Origin of the sequence: Roseivirga echinicomitans (assembly GCF_001592935.1) — a bacterium.
Lineage (GTDB): Bacteria > Bacteroidota > Bacteroidia > Cytophagales > Cyclobacteriaceae > Roseivirga > Roseivirga echinicomitans.
The window spans coordinates 1-17,016 of record NZ_LRDB01000052.1; the positions used below are offsets into that span (position 1 = coordinate 1).

General features: G+C 40.3%; 7 protein-coding genes. All 7 read left to right on the forward strand.

What is annotated here, in order from left to right; all coding sequences use genetic code 11:
* Window positions 1-102 precede the first annotated feature (102 nt).
* A complete protein-coding gene (locus AWN68_RS18290) occupies window positions 103-2,445 on the forward strand; it encodes an ABC transporter permease (protein ID WP_084362935.1) in 2,343 nt (780 codons plus the stop codon).
* Between the two features lie 106 nt (window positions 2,446-2,551).
* On the forward strand, window positions 2,552-4,891 hold the full coding sequence (locus AWN68_RS18295) for an ABC transporter permease (RefSeq protein WP_068419154.1): 2,340 nt from the start codon (window positions 2,552-2,554) through the stop codon (window positions 4,889-4,891).
* A gap of 115 nt (window positions 4,892-5,006) precedes the next feature.
* Window positions 5,007-7,406 carry an ABC transporter permease gene (locus tag AWN68_RS18300; RefSeq protein WP_068419155.1) on the forward strand — a complete coding sequence of 800 codons (2,400 nt, stop codon included), beginning with the start codon at window positions 5,007-5,009 and terminating at the stop codon, window positions 7,404-7,406.
* Window positions 7,407-7,410: 4 nt separating this feature from the next.
* A complete protein-coding gene (locus tag AWN68_RS18305; protein WP_068419156.1) occupies window positions 7,411-9,774 on the forward strand; it encodes an ABC transporter permease in 2,364 nt (787 codons plus the stop codon).
* A 2-nt stretch (window positions 9,775-9,776) separates the two neighbouring features.
* On the forward strand, window positions 9,777-12,158 hold the full coding sequence (locus AWN68_RS18310) for an ABC transporter permease (protein WP_068419157.1): 2,382 nt from the start codon (window positions 9,777-9,779) through the stop codon (window positions 12,156-12,158).
* 11 nt (window positions 12,159-12,169) lie between these two features.
* Entirely contained in the window at window positions 12,170-14,629 is a 2,460-nt protein-coding gene (locus tag AWN68_RS18315) for an ABC transporter permease (RefSeq protein ID WP_068419160.1), read from the forward strand.
* A gap of 11 nt (window positions 14,630-14,640) precedes the next feature.
* Entirely contained in the window at window positions 14,641-17,016 is a 2,376-nt protein-coding gene (locus AWN68_RS18320) for an ABC transporter permease (protein WP_068419163.1), read from the forward strand.

The window sequence follows — 17,016 nt, forward strand, 5'->3', positions numbered from 1 at the left end:
CCTTTAAATCATAATCTGTAAAGAACTTCTTCCTCATAAACTAGTTCGAACTGATAACTGATAACTGATAACTGATAACTGATAACTGATAACTAAAACGCTATGCTAAAAAGTTACTTCATCGCTACTCTAAGATCGCTTAGAAAACACCCAGTTTTTACTGTGGTAAACATTATTGGTTTGTCGGTGGGAGTAGCCGCATTTATCTTGATTACAGTGTTTGTTCGTGATGAATTGACCTTTGATCGTTTCCATAAAAACCACGACAGAATATATCGTGCGATGATGATCAACAAGGACGGAAATCCCCAACCTTTTCCTACCGAGTTAATTGAAATTGTAAGACTGTCAATGCCAGAGGTAGAGGCCATGACAAGGGTGCAGGTATTGGGCGAAACTTTAATGGACTATGAAGGCGCAAAGGTTTTTGAAAAAGAAACTTATGGGGCCGATCCAGATTTTTTCAAGATTTTCGATTTCTCATTAAAGTACGGAAATGAGTTAAATGCCTTGGAAGCCGAAAACAGCGTGGTTCTTTCGCGTTATATGGCACTTAAATATTTTGGAGAAGAGAATGTGATTGGCAGGAAGTTCGAGATGGCCGACAATGACAGAATTGGTATTGTAACGGGGGTCTTAAACGATATTCCTCAGAACTCGAGATTCCAATTCAATATGATTGTACCCATTCGTAATGCCAGTAACGGAGGCTACCGGTTTGGTGGACAAGGTGAATTATATGCTTTGTTGAAAGAACCGGTGGATGAAGCGGGCCTAGAAAATAAGTTGATGGACTTGACTGCTCAGAACGGCTTTAACAACAGGTCCAACTTAAAATTTAAAGTTGAAAATTTTGGTGATTTACATCTTGAGAGCGAATTTTCTCAAACCGCTTCTGGCGTAAAAGGGAATAAGGAATTTATTTTTATCTTCTCTGCGGTTGGCTTATTGCTGATTTTACTCGCTGTCATAAATTACATCAACTCTTCAACAGCAAAATCACTTTCCTCTTTAAAACAAGTGGGGATTCGTAAAGTGATTGGAGCGACTAAAACTCAAATTCGATTCCAGTTTCTGATTGAAACGGCTATTTTGGTGGTTGTGGCGGTTTTTCTAGCGGCTGCTTTGGCTGAATACTTTTTACCAACGCTGAATTCCCTTTCTGGGAAAAATTTGAAGCTCAACTATTTCTCTGATGGCTTCACACTCACCTTTTTGATTTTACTGATTCCCGGAATCACATTATTGGCAGGTGTATACCCCGCAATCTTCACTAGTCGCTTTAAAACCCTACGGTTAATGAAAGGGGAAGCTGTTGGAGGTAAAGGGTTGTTCAGAAAGTACTTGGTGGCTTTTCAGCTGACTATTACACTGGTTTTACTTTTCGGAACACAAGTGATAAAGAAACAGGTGGATTTCTTTGTGAAAGGAGATATAGGAATGGATCCCTCTTCAATTATGACGACTTATAAAGCGCGAGGAACCACTTATGATGTAATGAAATCTGCCTTTGAAAAAATCCCAGGGGTTGAGGCAGTAACTTCTTCTCCATTTCCATTCAATGGAACGGTTAAAATGCCTTTGCAATGGATAGTTGAAAATGAGCAAAAAATTGATGGTGTGCCATATCAAGAAGTGGCTGAGAATGCGCTGGGCGTACTGGATATACAACTTATAAGAGGCCGTGATTTCATTAGCGGAAGTGTAGAGGATGAAAACGGTTCGGTCATTATTAACCAAGCGATGGTGGGCTTGTTAGGTTTTGAAGAGCCGCTTGGTCAAAAGATTAAACTGCTCTCTCCAAATTATAAAATGGTTGACTATACCATTATTGGAGTCTCGAAAAACCTTGCATTCAACCTAAAACAGGAATCTACTCCTGCGGTAATTATGCAAGCAGATAAAAGACTTTCCTCCATCAATATTAAGCTCAGTGAAGGGGTTAAAGCGGAAACCATTCCATTGCTTTCTGAAGCCTGGGACGAGCTGTCTCCTAGCAGTCCTTTTGTCTATTCCGTGATGGCAGATGAGATTGAAGCCAACTATGAGAAGGAGAAGAAATTCGGAACTGTAATTCAGGTGTTCACTTGGGTAGCCATGCTTATAGCGGGTTTAGGGCTTTTCAGCCTAAGCGCTTTTACCATCATTCAGAGATACAAAGAAATTGGAATAAGAAAGGTTTTAGGCGCCTCAGTTTTTGCCTTAATCCTAAGCTTTTTACGAAGCTATTTAGGGCTGGTTGTACTGGCCTCTTTAATAGCGATACCAACAGCCTATTATTTGATGAATTTATGGATGAACGATTTCGTCAATCATATTGAAATAAGCTCAGCCATTTTCGCGATAGGCATTGGTGCTTCATTGCTGATTGTACTCATCACGGTGGGTTATCAGTCGGTAAAGGCATCATTGATTAACCCTGTAGATATTTTAAGGAATGAATAAGAGGAGGAAGGTAGTTGATAGGGAAACAGAAAAGAATAAAATCGAGTGTTTTGGAAGCTTAAGTTCTCATCGAAGCTGGAGCCCAAATACCAATAACTAGAATGATATGCTAAAAAGTTACTTCATTACCACATTAAGATCGCTAAAGAAGAACCCGGTTTTCACTTTAGTGAATGTTATTGGTCTGTCCGTTGGTGTGGCAGCCTTTGTATTGATCACGCTGTTTGTGCGTGATGAAATCACTTATGATAAATTTCATACCAAAGTAGATCGCATCTACCGTGGTATTTCGGTACATGAAAGAGGCTTTGTTTTTGGGATGGCTGATCCAGTGATCGATCAAATGAAAAGTAAAATCCCAGGGCTAGAAAAGGCAGCACGAATTGATTTCGGGACGAGGGCAATTTTAAAGTATAAGGATGAACTGGTTTTTGAAGATGAACTCTACACAGCCGACCCTGAACTCTTCCAAATCTTCGACTTCCCATTGTTGTATGGAAATGAAAATGATGCACTGATTGCCGACAATAATTTGGTCATTTCAAAACACATTATGAACAAATACTTCGAAGGAAAAAACCCATTGGGTCAATCTTTGAAATTTGCTAATAATGATCAATCCTATGTTATTTCAGGCGTATTGGAGGATATTCCTGATAACTCCCGTTTTCAGTTCAACTTTATTAAAACCTTTCCTAAAGCAACTGCTGGTAGCCCTTGGCAACCAAAAGGTTTGTTTTATGGTCTTTTTTCAACGCCAATTAACACGGAAGAACTTTCTGTTCGGCTCAAGGAAATAGCCAAAGAGAGCGGTTACCCAGGGGTGGATCAAATTAACTTTTTGATTGAAGATTTTGGAGATCTGTATTTGGAAAGTGAGCGATCTTTTACGGCTTCTGGTGTTTCTGGAGACAAGCAGTTTATCAATATTTTCGCTATAGTGGGGCTTCTTCTTCTGAGCATTGCCTGTATCAATTATATTAATTCAGCCACTGCAAAATCATTTTCTAGACTGAAAGAAATAGGGGTACGAAAAGTGGCTGGTGCTAATAACGGGCACATCCAAAAGCAATTTCTGATCGAAACCTTTGTGCTGACGCTTATATCCGTGGCTATAGCCGCAGGTTTGGCGGAAATTTGTCTGCCATTGGTCAATCAGCTTTCAGGAAAGCATCTGACTTTAGATTACTTCAATAACCCCTTCAACCTTGCTTTTATTCTAGGCTTGGTGCCTCTAATTACGCTTTTGGCTGGACTATATCCTTCGGTTTTTGTGAGCAGATTCAACGCACTGAAGATTTTTAGAGGAGGACAAAGTCAAGGAAAAGGAACACTCCGCAAGTCCTTAGTGGTCTTTCAGTTTGCCATTACCCTTGTTTTGGTTTTTGGTACCCTTATTATCAAAAATCAAGTGAAGCTATTTAAGTCTGGTGATTTAGGAATTAACCCGGAAGGCGTGCTTATCACTGCTAAACCAAGGAGCATAGATTTCCCTGTTTTCAAATCGTTGTTAGAAGGGGTAGGCGGAGTTGAGAAAGTGGTGTCCTCTCCATTGCCCTATGGACAGAGCGCTTCACAAATGCCACTGAATTGGAATATGGATACTGAGAAGGAAGAAATGTTGGTTTCTTACAGTTGGACTACACTAGATTTTGGAAAAGCACTGGGCATAAAAATATTGCAAGGAAGAGATTTTGAAGAAGGTAATTCAGATGATTTTAATAATTCCATTTTGATAAGTCAGGCTATAGCAAAAAAGCTTGCTTGGGAAAACCCATTGGGCAAGTCGGTGGAGGTGTTTAATGATAAATATGAATTGACCAGCCGAAGAATTATCGGGGTGTATCAAGACATCAATGTCTATTTAAAAACTGGAGCACCCATGAACGTAATGTTTTCGAGTAACCAAGTCTATAATGTAAATATTAAGTTGGCCGATCAGAGTCAGGAAGAAACCATAGCTAAGATCACTAAAACCTGGAATGAAGAATTTGGAGAGACGCCTTTTGAAGTGTCTTACTTAGAAGATCGATTGGCTGCTAACTATGAAAAGGAAGAGCGCTTTGGCCAGATTTTCAACTACTTTTCTTGGCTTGCTATATTGATTGCAGCTTTAGGCACCTTCGGCTTAAGCGCTTATACTATTGCTCAGAAATACAAAGAAATAGGTATCCGAAAGGTACTTGGGGCGAGCGTTTCGGGCATTGTTGTCCGGTTGATCAGCAATTATGTGCTCCTCATTTTGGTGGCCATGTTTATCGCTGTGCCAGTGTCATATTACTTTATGTCGGGCTGGCTGCAAGACTTTAATTTGCGCGTTTCGATTTCTCCTTTGGTGTTTTTGTCTGGCTTTGGCTTGGCCCTTTTGGTGGTAATACTCACAATAGGATATGAATCAATAAAAGCAGCGCTTTCCAACCCAGTAGATATTTTAAGGAATGAATGAAAGGAGTGGGAAGCCCGAAGTGGGAAGAAAGGAGAAAAGGGTTGATCAGTCCCGAATTATCGGAAAGAAAACTCAGTGTGCTCTCTTTAACTAATAACTAATAACTCAAGGAACAATGGTCAAAAATTATCTTAAAATCCTAGTTAGAAATTTTGTTCGAAACAAAACTTTCACGCTCATTAATATCAGCGGTTTAACGCTGGGGATTACATGCAGCTTAGTCATGTTCTTGATTGTAAAACAAGAACGCAGTTTTAACCACTATCATGAAAATCTCAACTCGATATACCGGGTTGGGCATATTGATGTGGAAGACGGTAGAGAGTATCCTCAGGGAGGAGTGCCTTTGGTCATGCCTCCCTCGATCAAGGACGAAATTGTGGGAGTAAAGGAAGTTACACTGATTTCGCACGAGCGTTACGGTCTTATTTCTGTGAATAATGGTGGCGAAATTAAATATTATGAAGAAGAGCCCGAATTGGTCTATATCGAGCCTTCCTTCTTCAATATTTTTGATTGGAAATTGCTTGAAGGTAGTGTGGAGTCGGTTTTTGACCAACCCAACATTGTAGCCTTGAATAAAACGCTGGCCGATAAGTATTTCCCCAATCAATCGGCTGTGGGTCAGACCATAACACTGAACAAGGAAACGGACTTGAAAGTGGTAGCGGTAATGGAAGATGCCCCTAGAAATTCAGATTTTCCCTTTGGAATATTTATTTCCATGGAGACGAAAAAGACCAAAGCGCCTAAGGAGTTTAATGATTGGGGGAGCATTTCAAGTGACAACGTAGCCTTTGTGCTTTTAGAGAATAATGTAGATCCAGTCAAGGTAGACGCCCAGTTTCCTGATTTTATTGAAAAGCATTGGGACAAAGATACCCGTGAGGCACGATCATTTTTGTTAGCCCCTTTTACTGAATATCATTTTGATGAGCGTTTCGGTACTTTCAGTGGCCGTGTAGCGCCAAAAACTATTCTTTACGCCTATATCATTATTGGGGTACTACTCATTGTAACCGCCTGCTTCAACTTTATTAATATGTCTACTGCCATGGCCGTTAAGCGATCCAAAGAGGTGGGAATGCGTAAAGTGCTTGGTAGTACAAGAAAACAATTGGTATTGAGGTTTATGGGAGAAACCTTTGCCATAACCCTTATTGCCTTGCTGATTTCCATGGCTGTTACCGAAAGGCTTTTACCTATGGTGATCAATGACTTTATTGGAATTGAGGTGCCCTTTAATCCGATTGCCGACTTAGCCCTTCTAGGCTATTTACTTGTTATTCTTGTCGCTGTATCCGTTTTGGCTGGTTTGTATCCTGCTATTGTACTATCTAGTGCGAAACCTATTTACGCACTTAAAGGAAGTATGACCAAAGGGAAGGGCAATTTGTTCTTCAGAAGATCACTGGTCTTTACACAATTCTTAATTTGTCAGATCCTGATTTTCGGAACCGTGGTGGCAGTACAGCAAATGAACTATTTCAGTTCGGTAGATATGGGCTATGATCAGGAATATATTCTGAATATTAATTTGGCCGAAAGCGATAAAAACACACGTGATCTATGGGACTCGAAAGTCCAGAATATTCCGGGTGTTATCTCTTATTCCTTCAATTACAAGCCTCCTTTTTCGGGCTCTCAATCCGTTACCAATGCCTTTTATTATGGAGTAGATAGTGCTGTAAATGAACTCAATACTCATATAAAGATGGCTGATGACCAATATCAGAAAACTTATGGTTTGAGGCTGGTGGCTGGTGATTGGTTGATGAAAAGTGATACCGTAAACCAGTTTGTGGTCAACGAAACCTTCCTGAAAAAACTGGGCATTACCGATCCCAATGAAGTAATAGGGAAACGCATGAAGTTATGGGGCATGACCGCTCCAATTGTGGGCGTGGTGGAGGATTACCATGTCACTACTTTATCTCAAGCCATCGACCCAGTTGCAATGTTCACCTTGCCAGAAGAGTTTAGGACCTTGGGTTTGCGCGTAAATGGGCAAAGTTCTGCCAATGTGATTACTGAACTGGAAACCATATGGCACGACATCCATGAGGAATATGAGTTCGACTATACTTTCTTAGACAAGCAGATTGCGGATTTCTATGAAGCAGAAAGAAAGATGTCGCAAATGCTGACGGTGTTTGCCTTCATTGCCATTTTCATCGGTTGCTTGGGCCTTTATGGATTGGTGTCGTTTATGGCGAATCAAAAAGCCAAAGAAATTGGAATTCGTAAGGTTTTAGGCGCTACGGTAGCTAGCCTAATGAGTCGTTTTTCAATGGAGTTCATCGTCCTTGTTGGGCTATCATTTTTGTTGGCCGCTCCTTTGGCCTATTGGGGAATGAACAGTTGGCTTGGGCAGTATGAATACCGCATTGCCATTGGGCCAATTATTTTCTTGATCAGTATTGGTGCGTCATTGCTGATTGCCTTAGGTACCACAGGCTACCGCTCTATGCGAGCCGCTACCGCCAACCCAGTTAATTCGCTTAGAGACGAATAAACATATGATACGCCACCACCTTAAACTCGCAATTCGAAATATTCAAAGAAAAGGCTTTTTCTCTGTGCTCAATATTGTGGGTTTGAGTGTTGGTTTGGCCTCATTTTTAATCATTGGTTTATACGTATTTCAAGAATCTACTTTTGAGAGAGGTTTTTCTAAAGCGGATCGTACTTATCGAGTGTATACCAAGTTTCTAAATGCTTCTCTGCTTGCCACTTCTTCACCCAACTTAAGTACGGTCCTAAATGAGCAGCCTGAAATAGAAGTAGCTACATATGTATCGAAGGTATTCCCGAAAAGTGGGTTAAACGCTAAGGGCAAGGTGTTTCAAATGAAGGATTATTTGCAAACCGATCCTTATTTTCTAAAGGTATTTGATTATGAACTGCTATATGGAAGTCCTGATTTATCTTTCCAAAACCCAGGTTCGTTGATCCTGACTGAAAATGAAGCCATTAAGCTATTTGGTCGTGCAGATGTTGTGGGGGAGATGGTGAATATAGATAGTGAAGACGTCTTTGTGACGGGGGTACTGAAGCCAACTTCATCCAAAACGCATTTGAATTTTAACGCTTTATGGGTAAAGGACTTCAAAAAAACCAACCCAGTGCTATGGGCTAGTATCTCGGTATATACTTATGCTGTTTTGGTGCAAAATGTAAAAGCCGAACAGCTGGACAAGCGGCTGGATTATATAATGAAGGATCATATTTTCCCAGGAGTTTTAAAGGCCCTTCCTATAAGGAATGGCTATACTTTTGAGGAATGGAAGGATAGTGGAAGAGTCATTCGAAATTATGCTCAACCCATTTCCGAAATCCATCTTGAATCTACATTGGGTTTTGATTTCCCTGGTAGGGGTGACAAAAAAACGGTACTAACATTTTTTCTAGTTGCTATTTTCATACTGTTTATCTCTTGCGTGAACTTCATAAACCTATCTACAGCAAAAGCCTCAGATCGGTCCAAAGAGATTGGGGTTAAAAAGGTAATGGGTGCTACAAGAAGGATACTGATTATACAGTTGCTTTTCGAGACCCTCTTGATTACCGCATTTTCTGGTCTGTTAGCTTTAGGTCTGGCAGAATTGTCTTTGGCTTTGATTAAAGGGATGTTTCCTGATTTTATCACCATTTCGTTGGTCGGTTCTTCACTACAGTTATTTCCTATAATTTCTGTGGTTTTGATAGTAGGTTTTATTTCTGGTATTTACCCCGCTTTGTACCTTTCCTCGTTTAGGGTAACCTCTCTATTAAAAGGTCAAAAACAAAAAGGGAATCAAATGCCAACAGCAAATTGGCTAAGAAATACCTTGGTCATTGTTCAGTTTACGTTGTCCAGTGGCTTGATTATTTTTTCTATTCTCGTCTTTCAACAATTGAGTTTTATGAAACAAATAGAGCTAGGTTTTGATCCCGAAAATATTCTTGTGGTCGAAAATGCAGGTTTCTTGAGACAAAATAGTCGCCTCCTAAAAGATGAATTGGCAACTCTTTCATTTGTCGAGGACTATTCTTCTATGTTTAGAATCCCAGGAGAAACCTTGGAAATGATGAGTAAGTCCATGGAAGTTGGTGAAGAAGAGGTGTACTTTGATGAGTTTTTGGGAGATGCTAAACAGCTCTCTGTTTTGGGGCTAGAACTGGAGTCGGGAGAGTTTTTCTCTGAACGTAAGCCAGGTATGGTTATTAATGAAACTGCGGCTAAACTGTTGGGTAATAGTGATGCATTAGGCAAAACGTTCAACGGTAAAACTGTTATAGGGATTGTAAAAGACTTCCATTATAGACCTTTAAGGGAAAAGATTGGGCCGGTGATGATCCAAAACTATGATGAAGGCGGTTTCTTACTAATAAAGATGCCTTTGGATCAGGCTAATATTGAGGCTGTTGCATCGATTTGGAGTAAGTTTTCTGATCTTCCTATTCAATATCATTTTCTGGAGCAGAATTATGAGAGCTTTTTGAAGAACGAGCAAGAAATAGGGAAGGCTTTTACACTTTTCACTGCACTGGCTATCTTTATTTCATGCTTGGGTATGTATGGACTGGTATTATTTGCTGCAGATCAACGATCGAAAGAGTTTGGAATAAGAAGAGTGTTAGGTGCCAGCATTTTAGATATTATAAAGCTGTTGGTCAATACTTTTATGAAACTGGCCTTTGTCGCCTTAGTTTTGGCCTTTCCCCTTTCATTCTGGGCTACTAGGGAGTGGTTAAGCGATTTTGCCTACCGTACTTCAATTTCTCCTGTCAATTTTCTAATGGGCGCTCTCTTTATTTGTGTTGCGGTTGTTATAACTGTTTATCGTCAGTCATATCTATCGGCTACCAAAAACCCAATAGAAACACTTAAATCAGAATAGCTATGATTACACACTTTTTCAAAATAGCGACCAGAAATATAAAACGAAAAGGCATGATGTCTTTTCTGAACATTGCCGGACTTAGTTTGGGCATCGCCTCCTTTTTGGTCATTTCCCTGTATGTTTTTCAGGAGAATACTTTTGAAAAGGGTTTTGAAGATAGTGAACGGATTTATCGATTGGAGGAGCACTTTTTAAGCATGGGGCAGGTGGCCGTCACCAGCCCCAATCTACAATTTAAGCTGAATGAGATTCCTGAAATAGAAGCGGCCACCCGAGTGCATTTGAATGTAGGGGAGACGGTTTTGTTGGATGGAAGAGGAATTAAAGTAAACCGAACCCTTCGGGCAAAGAATGATTTCTTTGAACTGTTTGATTACAAACTCTCAATGGGTAATCAAGCCAGTCCTTTGAATGGGCCTGGCACTGTGGTGATTTCAGAAGCTTTGGCCGAAACGATTTTTGGGAGAAAGAATGTGATTGGCGAGTCACTCAAATTGAAAGGAAAGGATGAATTGATCATTAGTGCTGTTGCATCTACGCCTTTGGTTAAATCGCACCTCGATTTTGATTTATTGGTGTATCCTGAAAAGGAAGAAGTCTTTTCAGCCGAAAGTGGTTGGTACGGCATCGCAGGCTATACTTATGTGCGTTTGGCGCCTAATGTTTCCATGGCAACTTTAAATACCAAACTGAACGAACTGGCCAAAGCCCATGTATTTCCAGTGGTTTTCAAGCCTTCTCCCGACATGAGTTTTGAAGATTGGATTGTAAACGAAAACCGCATTCAGTTTATGGCAAAACCCATTGCGGATATCTACCTCCATTCCAATTTGTCTTTCGAAATGTCGGCTGGTGGTGACCCGCAGATGCTTACCACCTTATCAATTATCGCGGTATTTATCTTGACGATTGCCATTATCAATTTTATGAATTTGACTACCGCGCGTTCTTCTTCCAGAACCAAAGAAATTGGAGTACGCAAAGTTTTAGGTTCGAAGCGAGAAGGGTTGGTTTTACAGTTCTTGGCCGAATCTTTATTGATTACGCTTCTCTCGGCCTTGATTGGGGCTGGGCTTTCTGAAGTTATGATTTACGGCATTAATGCCTATTTCGGTTCTGTGATTGGCCTTTCGCTTTTCTCAAACGCCACCTTACTTGCCTACATGGGACTGGGTGTTTTGTTGGTGGGCTTGGTCGCAGGTTTGTATCCCGCATTTTACCTTTCTTCGGTAAAAGTGGTGCCTTTACTCAAAGGCATGCGTCTTTCTAAAGTACTGAACCTAAATGTGGCGAAACTGCTCAGAAACGGGCTTGTGATTACACAATTCACCCTTTCTTCAGGAATGATTATCGCCACACTTTTCATTTACAGTCAGTTAGTACATTTGAAAAATAAGGATTTAGGCTTTGCCGAAAACCAAGTTTTAGTGATCAGTAACGCCCAAGACTTGAAAGACGGCAAGCAAGCTTTCAAAAATGAACTGCTGAAAATACCAGGCGTAAAATCAGCTTCATTTAGCAAACGAGTACCAGGAGGTAATTTCGATGATGTGCATTCTATAATGCTCGATGCCAATAATACGGTAGTCTTTGCTGCATTTACGGTAGATGAGGATTACAAAAATACCTTGGGTTTAAAGATGAAGGAAGGAGAGTGGTTTAGGGACGAACTTGTTACATCAGATTCTCTAGTGCTTATCAATAATGCTGCCGCTCAACTACTAGGTTTGGAACATCCTGTGGGAGAAAAAATTGGTAATTACTACCGAATTGTGGGTGTGGTAGAGGATTTCCATTATGGTTCTCTTCGCAACGAAATTGGCCCAGCGCTATTCAATTATTCAGCAACAGCTGGAGGACAGTTGGCCATTCAGTTGGATGTCAATAAAGTACCGACCGAAGCCATTGCCAATATTTGGAGTCAGTTTACTGCAGTTCCTTTAGAGTCAAAAATGCTGGAGCAAAATTTTGATGCCCAGTTTCAGAAGGAAACGCAATCGGCCAATTCAGTGCTGGCTTTTACCATTTTAGCTGTTCTCATTTCTTGCATCGGTTTGTTTGGCTTGGCCGCCTTTACTGCCGACCAGAGACTCCATGAATTCGGCATCCGAAAAGTGTTAGGGGCTTCCGTTTCCGATATTGTCAGTACCTTCTCGTTTGACTTTTTGAGGCTGATAGGCATTGCCTTTTTGATTTCTATTCCTTTGGCCATTTGGGGTGTTAATGCATGGCTGCAAAGCTTTGCCGACCGAATTTCATTATCCGCAGGTGTGTTTATCCTTGCCGGTATTTTGGCTTTAATGATCGCCTTTTCTACCATCCTTTTCCAGTCCCTCAAAGCTGGCCGACTTAACCCAGTAGACACTTTGCGCAACGAATAAACCTTAAAGCTATGATCAAACAAACCTTCAAATTTGCCATTAAGAGTTTCAGGAAGTCGCCTTTCATGACTTTTATTAATGTGCTGGGTTTGGCGCTTGGTCTGACGGTCTTTTATCTGGTATCCCTGTATGTCTACCAAGAAAATAGCTACGAAAAGGATTTTGAGTACAGGGATAGAATGTACCAAGTAAGCGCTGATTTCTATGGGAGAAAGTTAGGCTATGCTTCTGAAAACCTCCCTTATGTGCTGGATGAAATTCCTGAGATAGAACTATTCACTACATTTTCCAATGCACCCACTGCTAAAATTTCAGTAGAGGGTATTGAGTACACAGGCTTAAGGCAATTAACGGTTGACTCTAGTTTTTTTAAGGTGTTTGACTTCGAGCTTTTACAGGGTGATATAAGCACAGTGTTGAAAGAGCCCAATGCCATCGTGATGAATGAAAGAACGGCACTCAGACTTTTCCATACTACTGATATACTTGGGGAAGTGGTGAGTTTGTACGGAGATAAAGTTGGGGTCATCAAAGGAATTAGTAAAACCCCACATTTTAAAAGCCAAATGGATTTTGATCTGGTTGTTTCTGAACTACGGGGGCCAATTAACCAAGAGAAATGGCAGAGTGCCAGTGATTACACTTATATAGTTGCCAATAATAATGTAAGTGTTAAAGACCTGAACAGGAAGCTAGATGAATTAAGTCTTACATATGTTTATCCAACATTTTATGGTGGAGATGCCAAAACAATTAGTGTGGAAGAATGGAAAGCTGAAGGATATTACACTAGTTTTTTTGTGGAGTCCATTAATGAATTGAGAAGAGAGTCCCAAACTTTGTCCAACATGATGCCTAAAGTTAATAATGATCAACTGAAGACTTTGGGTATTGTTGGGCTGGTCGCATTGTTGATTTCTATTTTCAATTTTATCAATCTATCTACGGCAAAGGCTTCTGCTCGAATGAAGGAAGTAGGGGTGAAAAGAATTTTAGGTTCGTCAAGAAGCCTTTTGGTCACACAGTTTTTACTTGAATCCTTTTTGCTGATTTTGTTCTCTTCTGTATTGGCTTTAAGCTTGGTGGAAGTGCTTGTGAAGTTGAAACCCGACTTTTTAGGAATGTCTGTTGAGTATTCATCACTTCATTCTACCGAATGGGTGGGTAGCTTATTCCTCTCCATCCTGATCCTCACGCTTATTTCTGGCATTTACCCTGCGCTTTATCTTTCTAGTGGAAATATAGTTTCCATTCTTAAAAAAGGGACTTCAAAAAACAGCTTCAGTGTTTTGAATGCTGTTTTTTTAAGAAAGACAGTTACCGTACTTCAGTTCGTTTGCTCTATCGGACTAATTACAGCGGTAATTACCATGTTTTTGCAAATAGATCACATCCGAAGTCGGGATCGTGGTTATGCAACCGATGGAGCGATGGTGATTAATTCCTATTTCTTAAAAGAATCTAAGAAGGCTTTTAAGAATGAGCTTCTCCGTCTGCCTAATGTGGCAGCGGCAGGTTATACCTACCGATTTTCGGATAATCATACCCCAGGTTCATCTGCAATCCCTGTAATGGGGGAAGATAGTATTGAGGTTCGTCTGTCACCATATTATGTAGATGAAGATTTTTTCGCTGCCACCAATATGAAAATTGTAGAGGGAAATGATTTTAAGGGCGGCCGTGCTATGCAATTGGTAGAGGAGAAGGAAGAAGCAGAGAAGAAAGAAAAGGCAGGAGATACCAATAATAATGAGGAGTTCGCTGGCTATTCTCCAGCCGTGATCAATGAAACCGCTGCTCGGTTATTAGGGCTTAAAGACCCCGTAGGTCGTGTCATCAATGAGAGATATGAAGTGGTGGGAGTTGTAAACGACTTCTCTTTTAGCGACTTAAGAAATGCCATTGAACCCGCCATTTTTAGAAGAATGAGTGTAATTCCTCGAAATGCGCAAATAGTAGTGAGGCTTAATTCGTCCAAAAACGAAACAGAGGCCATAAAAGAAGTATGGTCTGAATTTACGGATATGGACATGGGGTGGTTTGCCTTGGGCTCACAGTATGCTAAAAATTTAGAGATAGAAACTCGAGGTTTTAAGTCAGTATTTGTGTTTTCTGTTTTTGCAATAATTATCTCCAGTTTGGGCCTGCTAGGCTTAGCCGTTTTCACCGTAGACCAACGAATTCAAGAGTTTGGCATTCGAAAAGTTTTAGGCGCTTCGGTGAGCGATATAATGAGGCTTTTCGGGCTTAGTTTTATTAAACTAGTAGCCGTTGCCTTTTTGCTTGCCATTCCTATTTCCATTTATACCATGCAAAACTGGCTCGATGGCTTTGCTGACCGCATTCACCTTTCGGTAGGCATTTTTATCATTACGGCCATTATTATACTTTTTATAGTGGCCACCACCATTCTTTTTCAATCCCTTAAAGCCGGAAGACTTAACCCCGTAGACACTTTACGCAACGAATAAACCTTAAAGCTATGTTTAGAAACCATTTGAAATTAGTGATCCGAAAACTCCGCAAAGAAAAGGTTTATTCCTTCGTCAATATTTTAGGGTTGACCATAGGCCTTGCTGCTTTTTTGCTGATAGGCCTGTACGTAAGAGATGAACTGAGTTTCGATAAATTTCATTCTCGCGCCAATGAGATCTATCGATTAACGAATTATAATGAAGTTTCTTCAAAGAGAAACACTTATTCCCCTCCTGATTTTGCAGAATACATCCAACAAGATGCTCCTGAGGTGGAGTCTTTTGTCCGAATAAAAACCGAAGGCCTAAACAACCTAATAGCCACTGAAGAATCAGCCTTTTATACGGGTGGATTGATTTATAGCGATGCCAATTTTTTCTCTTTTTTCGACTTTAATATCCTGAATGGTAAACCGGAACTGGCCCTTGCAAGCCCCAAAAGTGTAGTGTTAACGGAAAGTTTCGCGATGAAATTATTCGGGAGAATTGATGTGGTTGGAGAAGAGCTCACATTCAATAAAACCGATAAGTATCAGGTGTTGGGTGTTTGTGCCGATGTGCCTAAAAACAGCTCTATCCAATTCGAATTGGTGGCAAGGGGGGATGATAAAACGTTTGAGAATACATTCAGTAAAGGCTATTTAACGGCTGCTACTACTTTTTTGATGGTGCCTGAGTCTACCGACCTGGCAAACCTTGAATCCAAAATAAATAACGGAATCAGACAAAAACCTAATTACTTCAGGGTAAAGGGAGATATTTATTATGAGTTAGGGAGTTTAAGGGATATTCGACTGTATTCGAACTTCGAAAGAGATTCGCTTGAAACTAACGATGCTAAAGTGGTCTTTCTTTTTACAGGAATTGGTCTGGTCATTTTGCTGCTGGCTGTAATTAATTATATCAACCTTGTTACTGCTCAATCCATTAAAAACTTTAAAGAAATAGGGTTAAGGAAAGTGATTGGCGCCACAAGGGGGCAATTGGTGCGTTACCATTTGTTGGAGTCCACCGTAATCGCTTTTATTTCTTTTGTTTGCTCATTTGCCATTGCGGAAAGGATAATTCCCATTTTTAATTCTGCTTTAAACAAACAGGTGACACTCAATTATCTAAGCTCCGACTTTGTCATCTGGACTTTGGTGTTTGGTTTGCTTTTAGGCCTTTTATCGGGTCTTTATCCTGCTTTTTATATTACTAAGGTGAGCCCTTTAAGCCTCATGCAAAAATCAGCCACATCATTAGGGAGCAAAGGGCTGTTTAGAAAAGCGCTGGTACTCTTTCAGTTTACTGTTTCAGCAACTTTGATTGTTATTCTCTTTATCATGACCAATCAAATGAGTTATCTGAAAACGCAGAAGCTGGGTTTTGATAAGGATAATTTGGTTTCAATCCCTTTATACAGTGATAGCTTGAATACTTGGGTTAAGTTAAAATCTGAACTGCTCAAACAATCTGGAGTAACATTAATCACTGCTAACAATTGGAAGTTTGGTGACAATACCTCAACTGGAAGAGTCAATAAAGCCTACGTGAAAGGGGAAGAGTCGACTATTGTAGATGTTTGGTTGGATGCTGTTGAGGCGGACGAGGACTTCATGAAAACCATGTCACTCAAAATGCACTATACTTCTGACGACTATAAGGGAGGGGCTTTAACGGATAATCAAGTGATCGTGAATCAATCCTTGGTGAAGGTTTTTGGGTGGCCAGAGAATTCTGTCGGGCAAAGGGTATTTGATTATGAAGGTAATTACAAAGAGGTTGTGGCTGTTATAGAAGATTTTCATAGCTACTCTATGAAGGAGGAAAAGGCGCCTTTGATTATAGAAAATGGAGATTCGGAATATTACAATAACCTATTGCTCAAACTTGATGCTGCTGAAGGAAAAAGAACTTTAGAGAATTTAGCAATTATATACGAGGGAATTGTTGATCGCCCATTTGAGTATTATTATGTAGATGATAAAATCGCTTCTTACTACAAAGTAGAAAACGGTCAGTTTAAGCTGTTTCAAGCTTTCTCCTTTCTTGCCATGTTTATTTCGCTATTGGGTTTGGTGGCGCTTACTATCTACATGGTAGAACAGCGCAGAAAGGAAGTGAGTATTAGAAAAGTGCTCGGGGCTACCATTCAGCGGCTGATTTTTATGCTCAATAGGGAATATACGATTTTGATTATTATCGCCTTTCTGATCGCAACCCCTATGGCTTATTATGCCATGCAAGATTGGTTGGCCGAATTCAAATACAGCGTAAATATTAGCCCTTTGCTTTTTGTGGGAGCCTTTCTTGGTTTCTTGCTTCTCAGCTGGTTGGTCACCCTTTTCCCCTCTTTAAAAGTAACGAATGAGAACCCAGTAGAAGCCCTTCGCAACGAATAA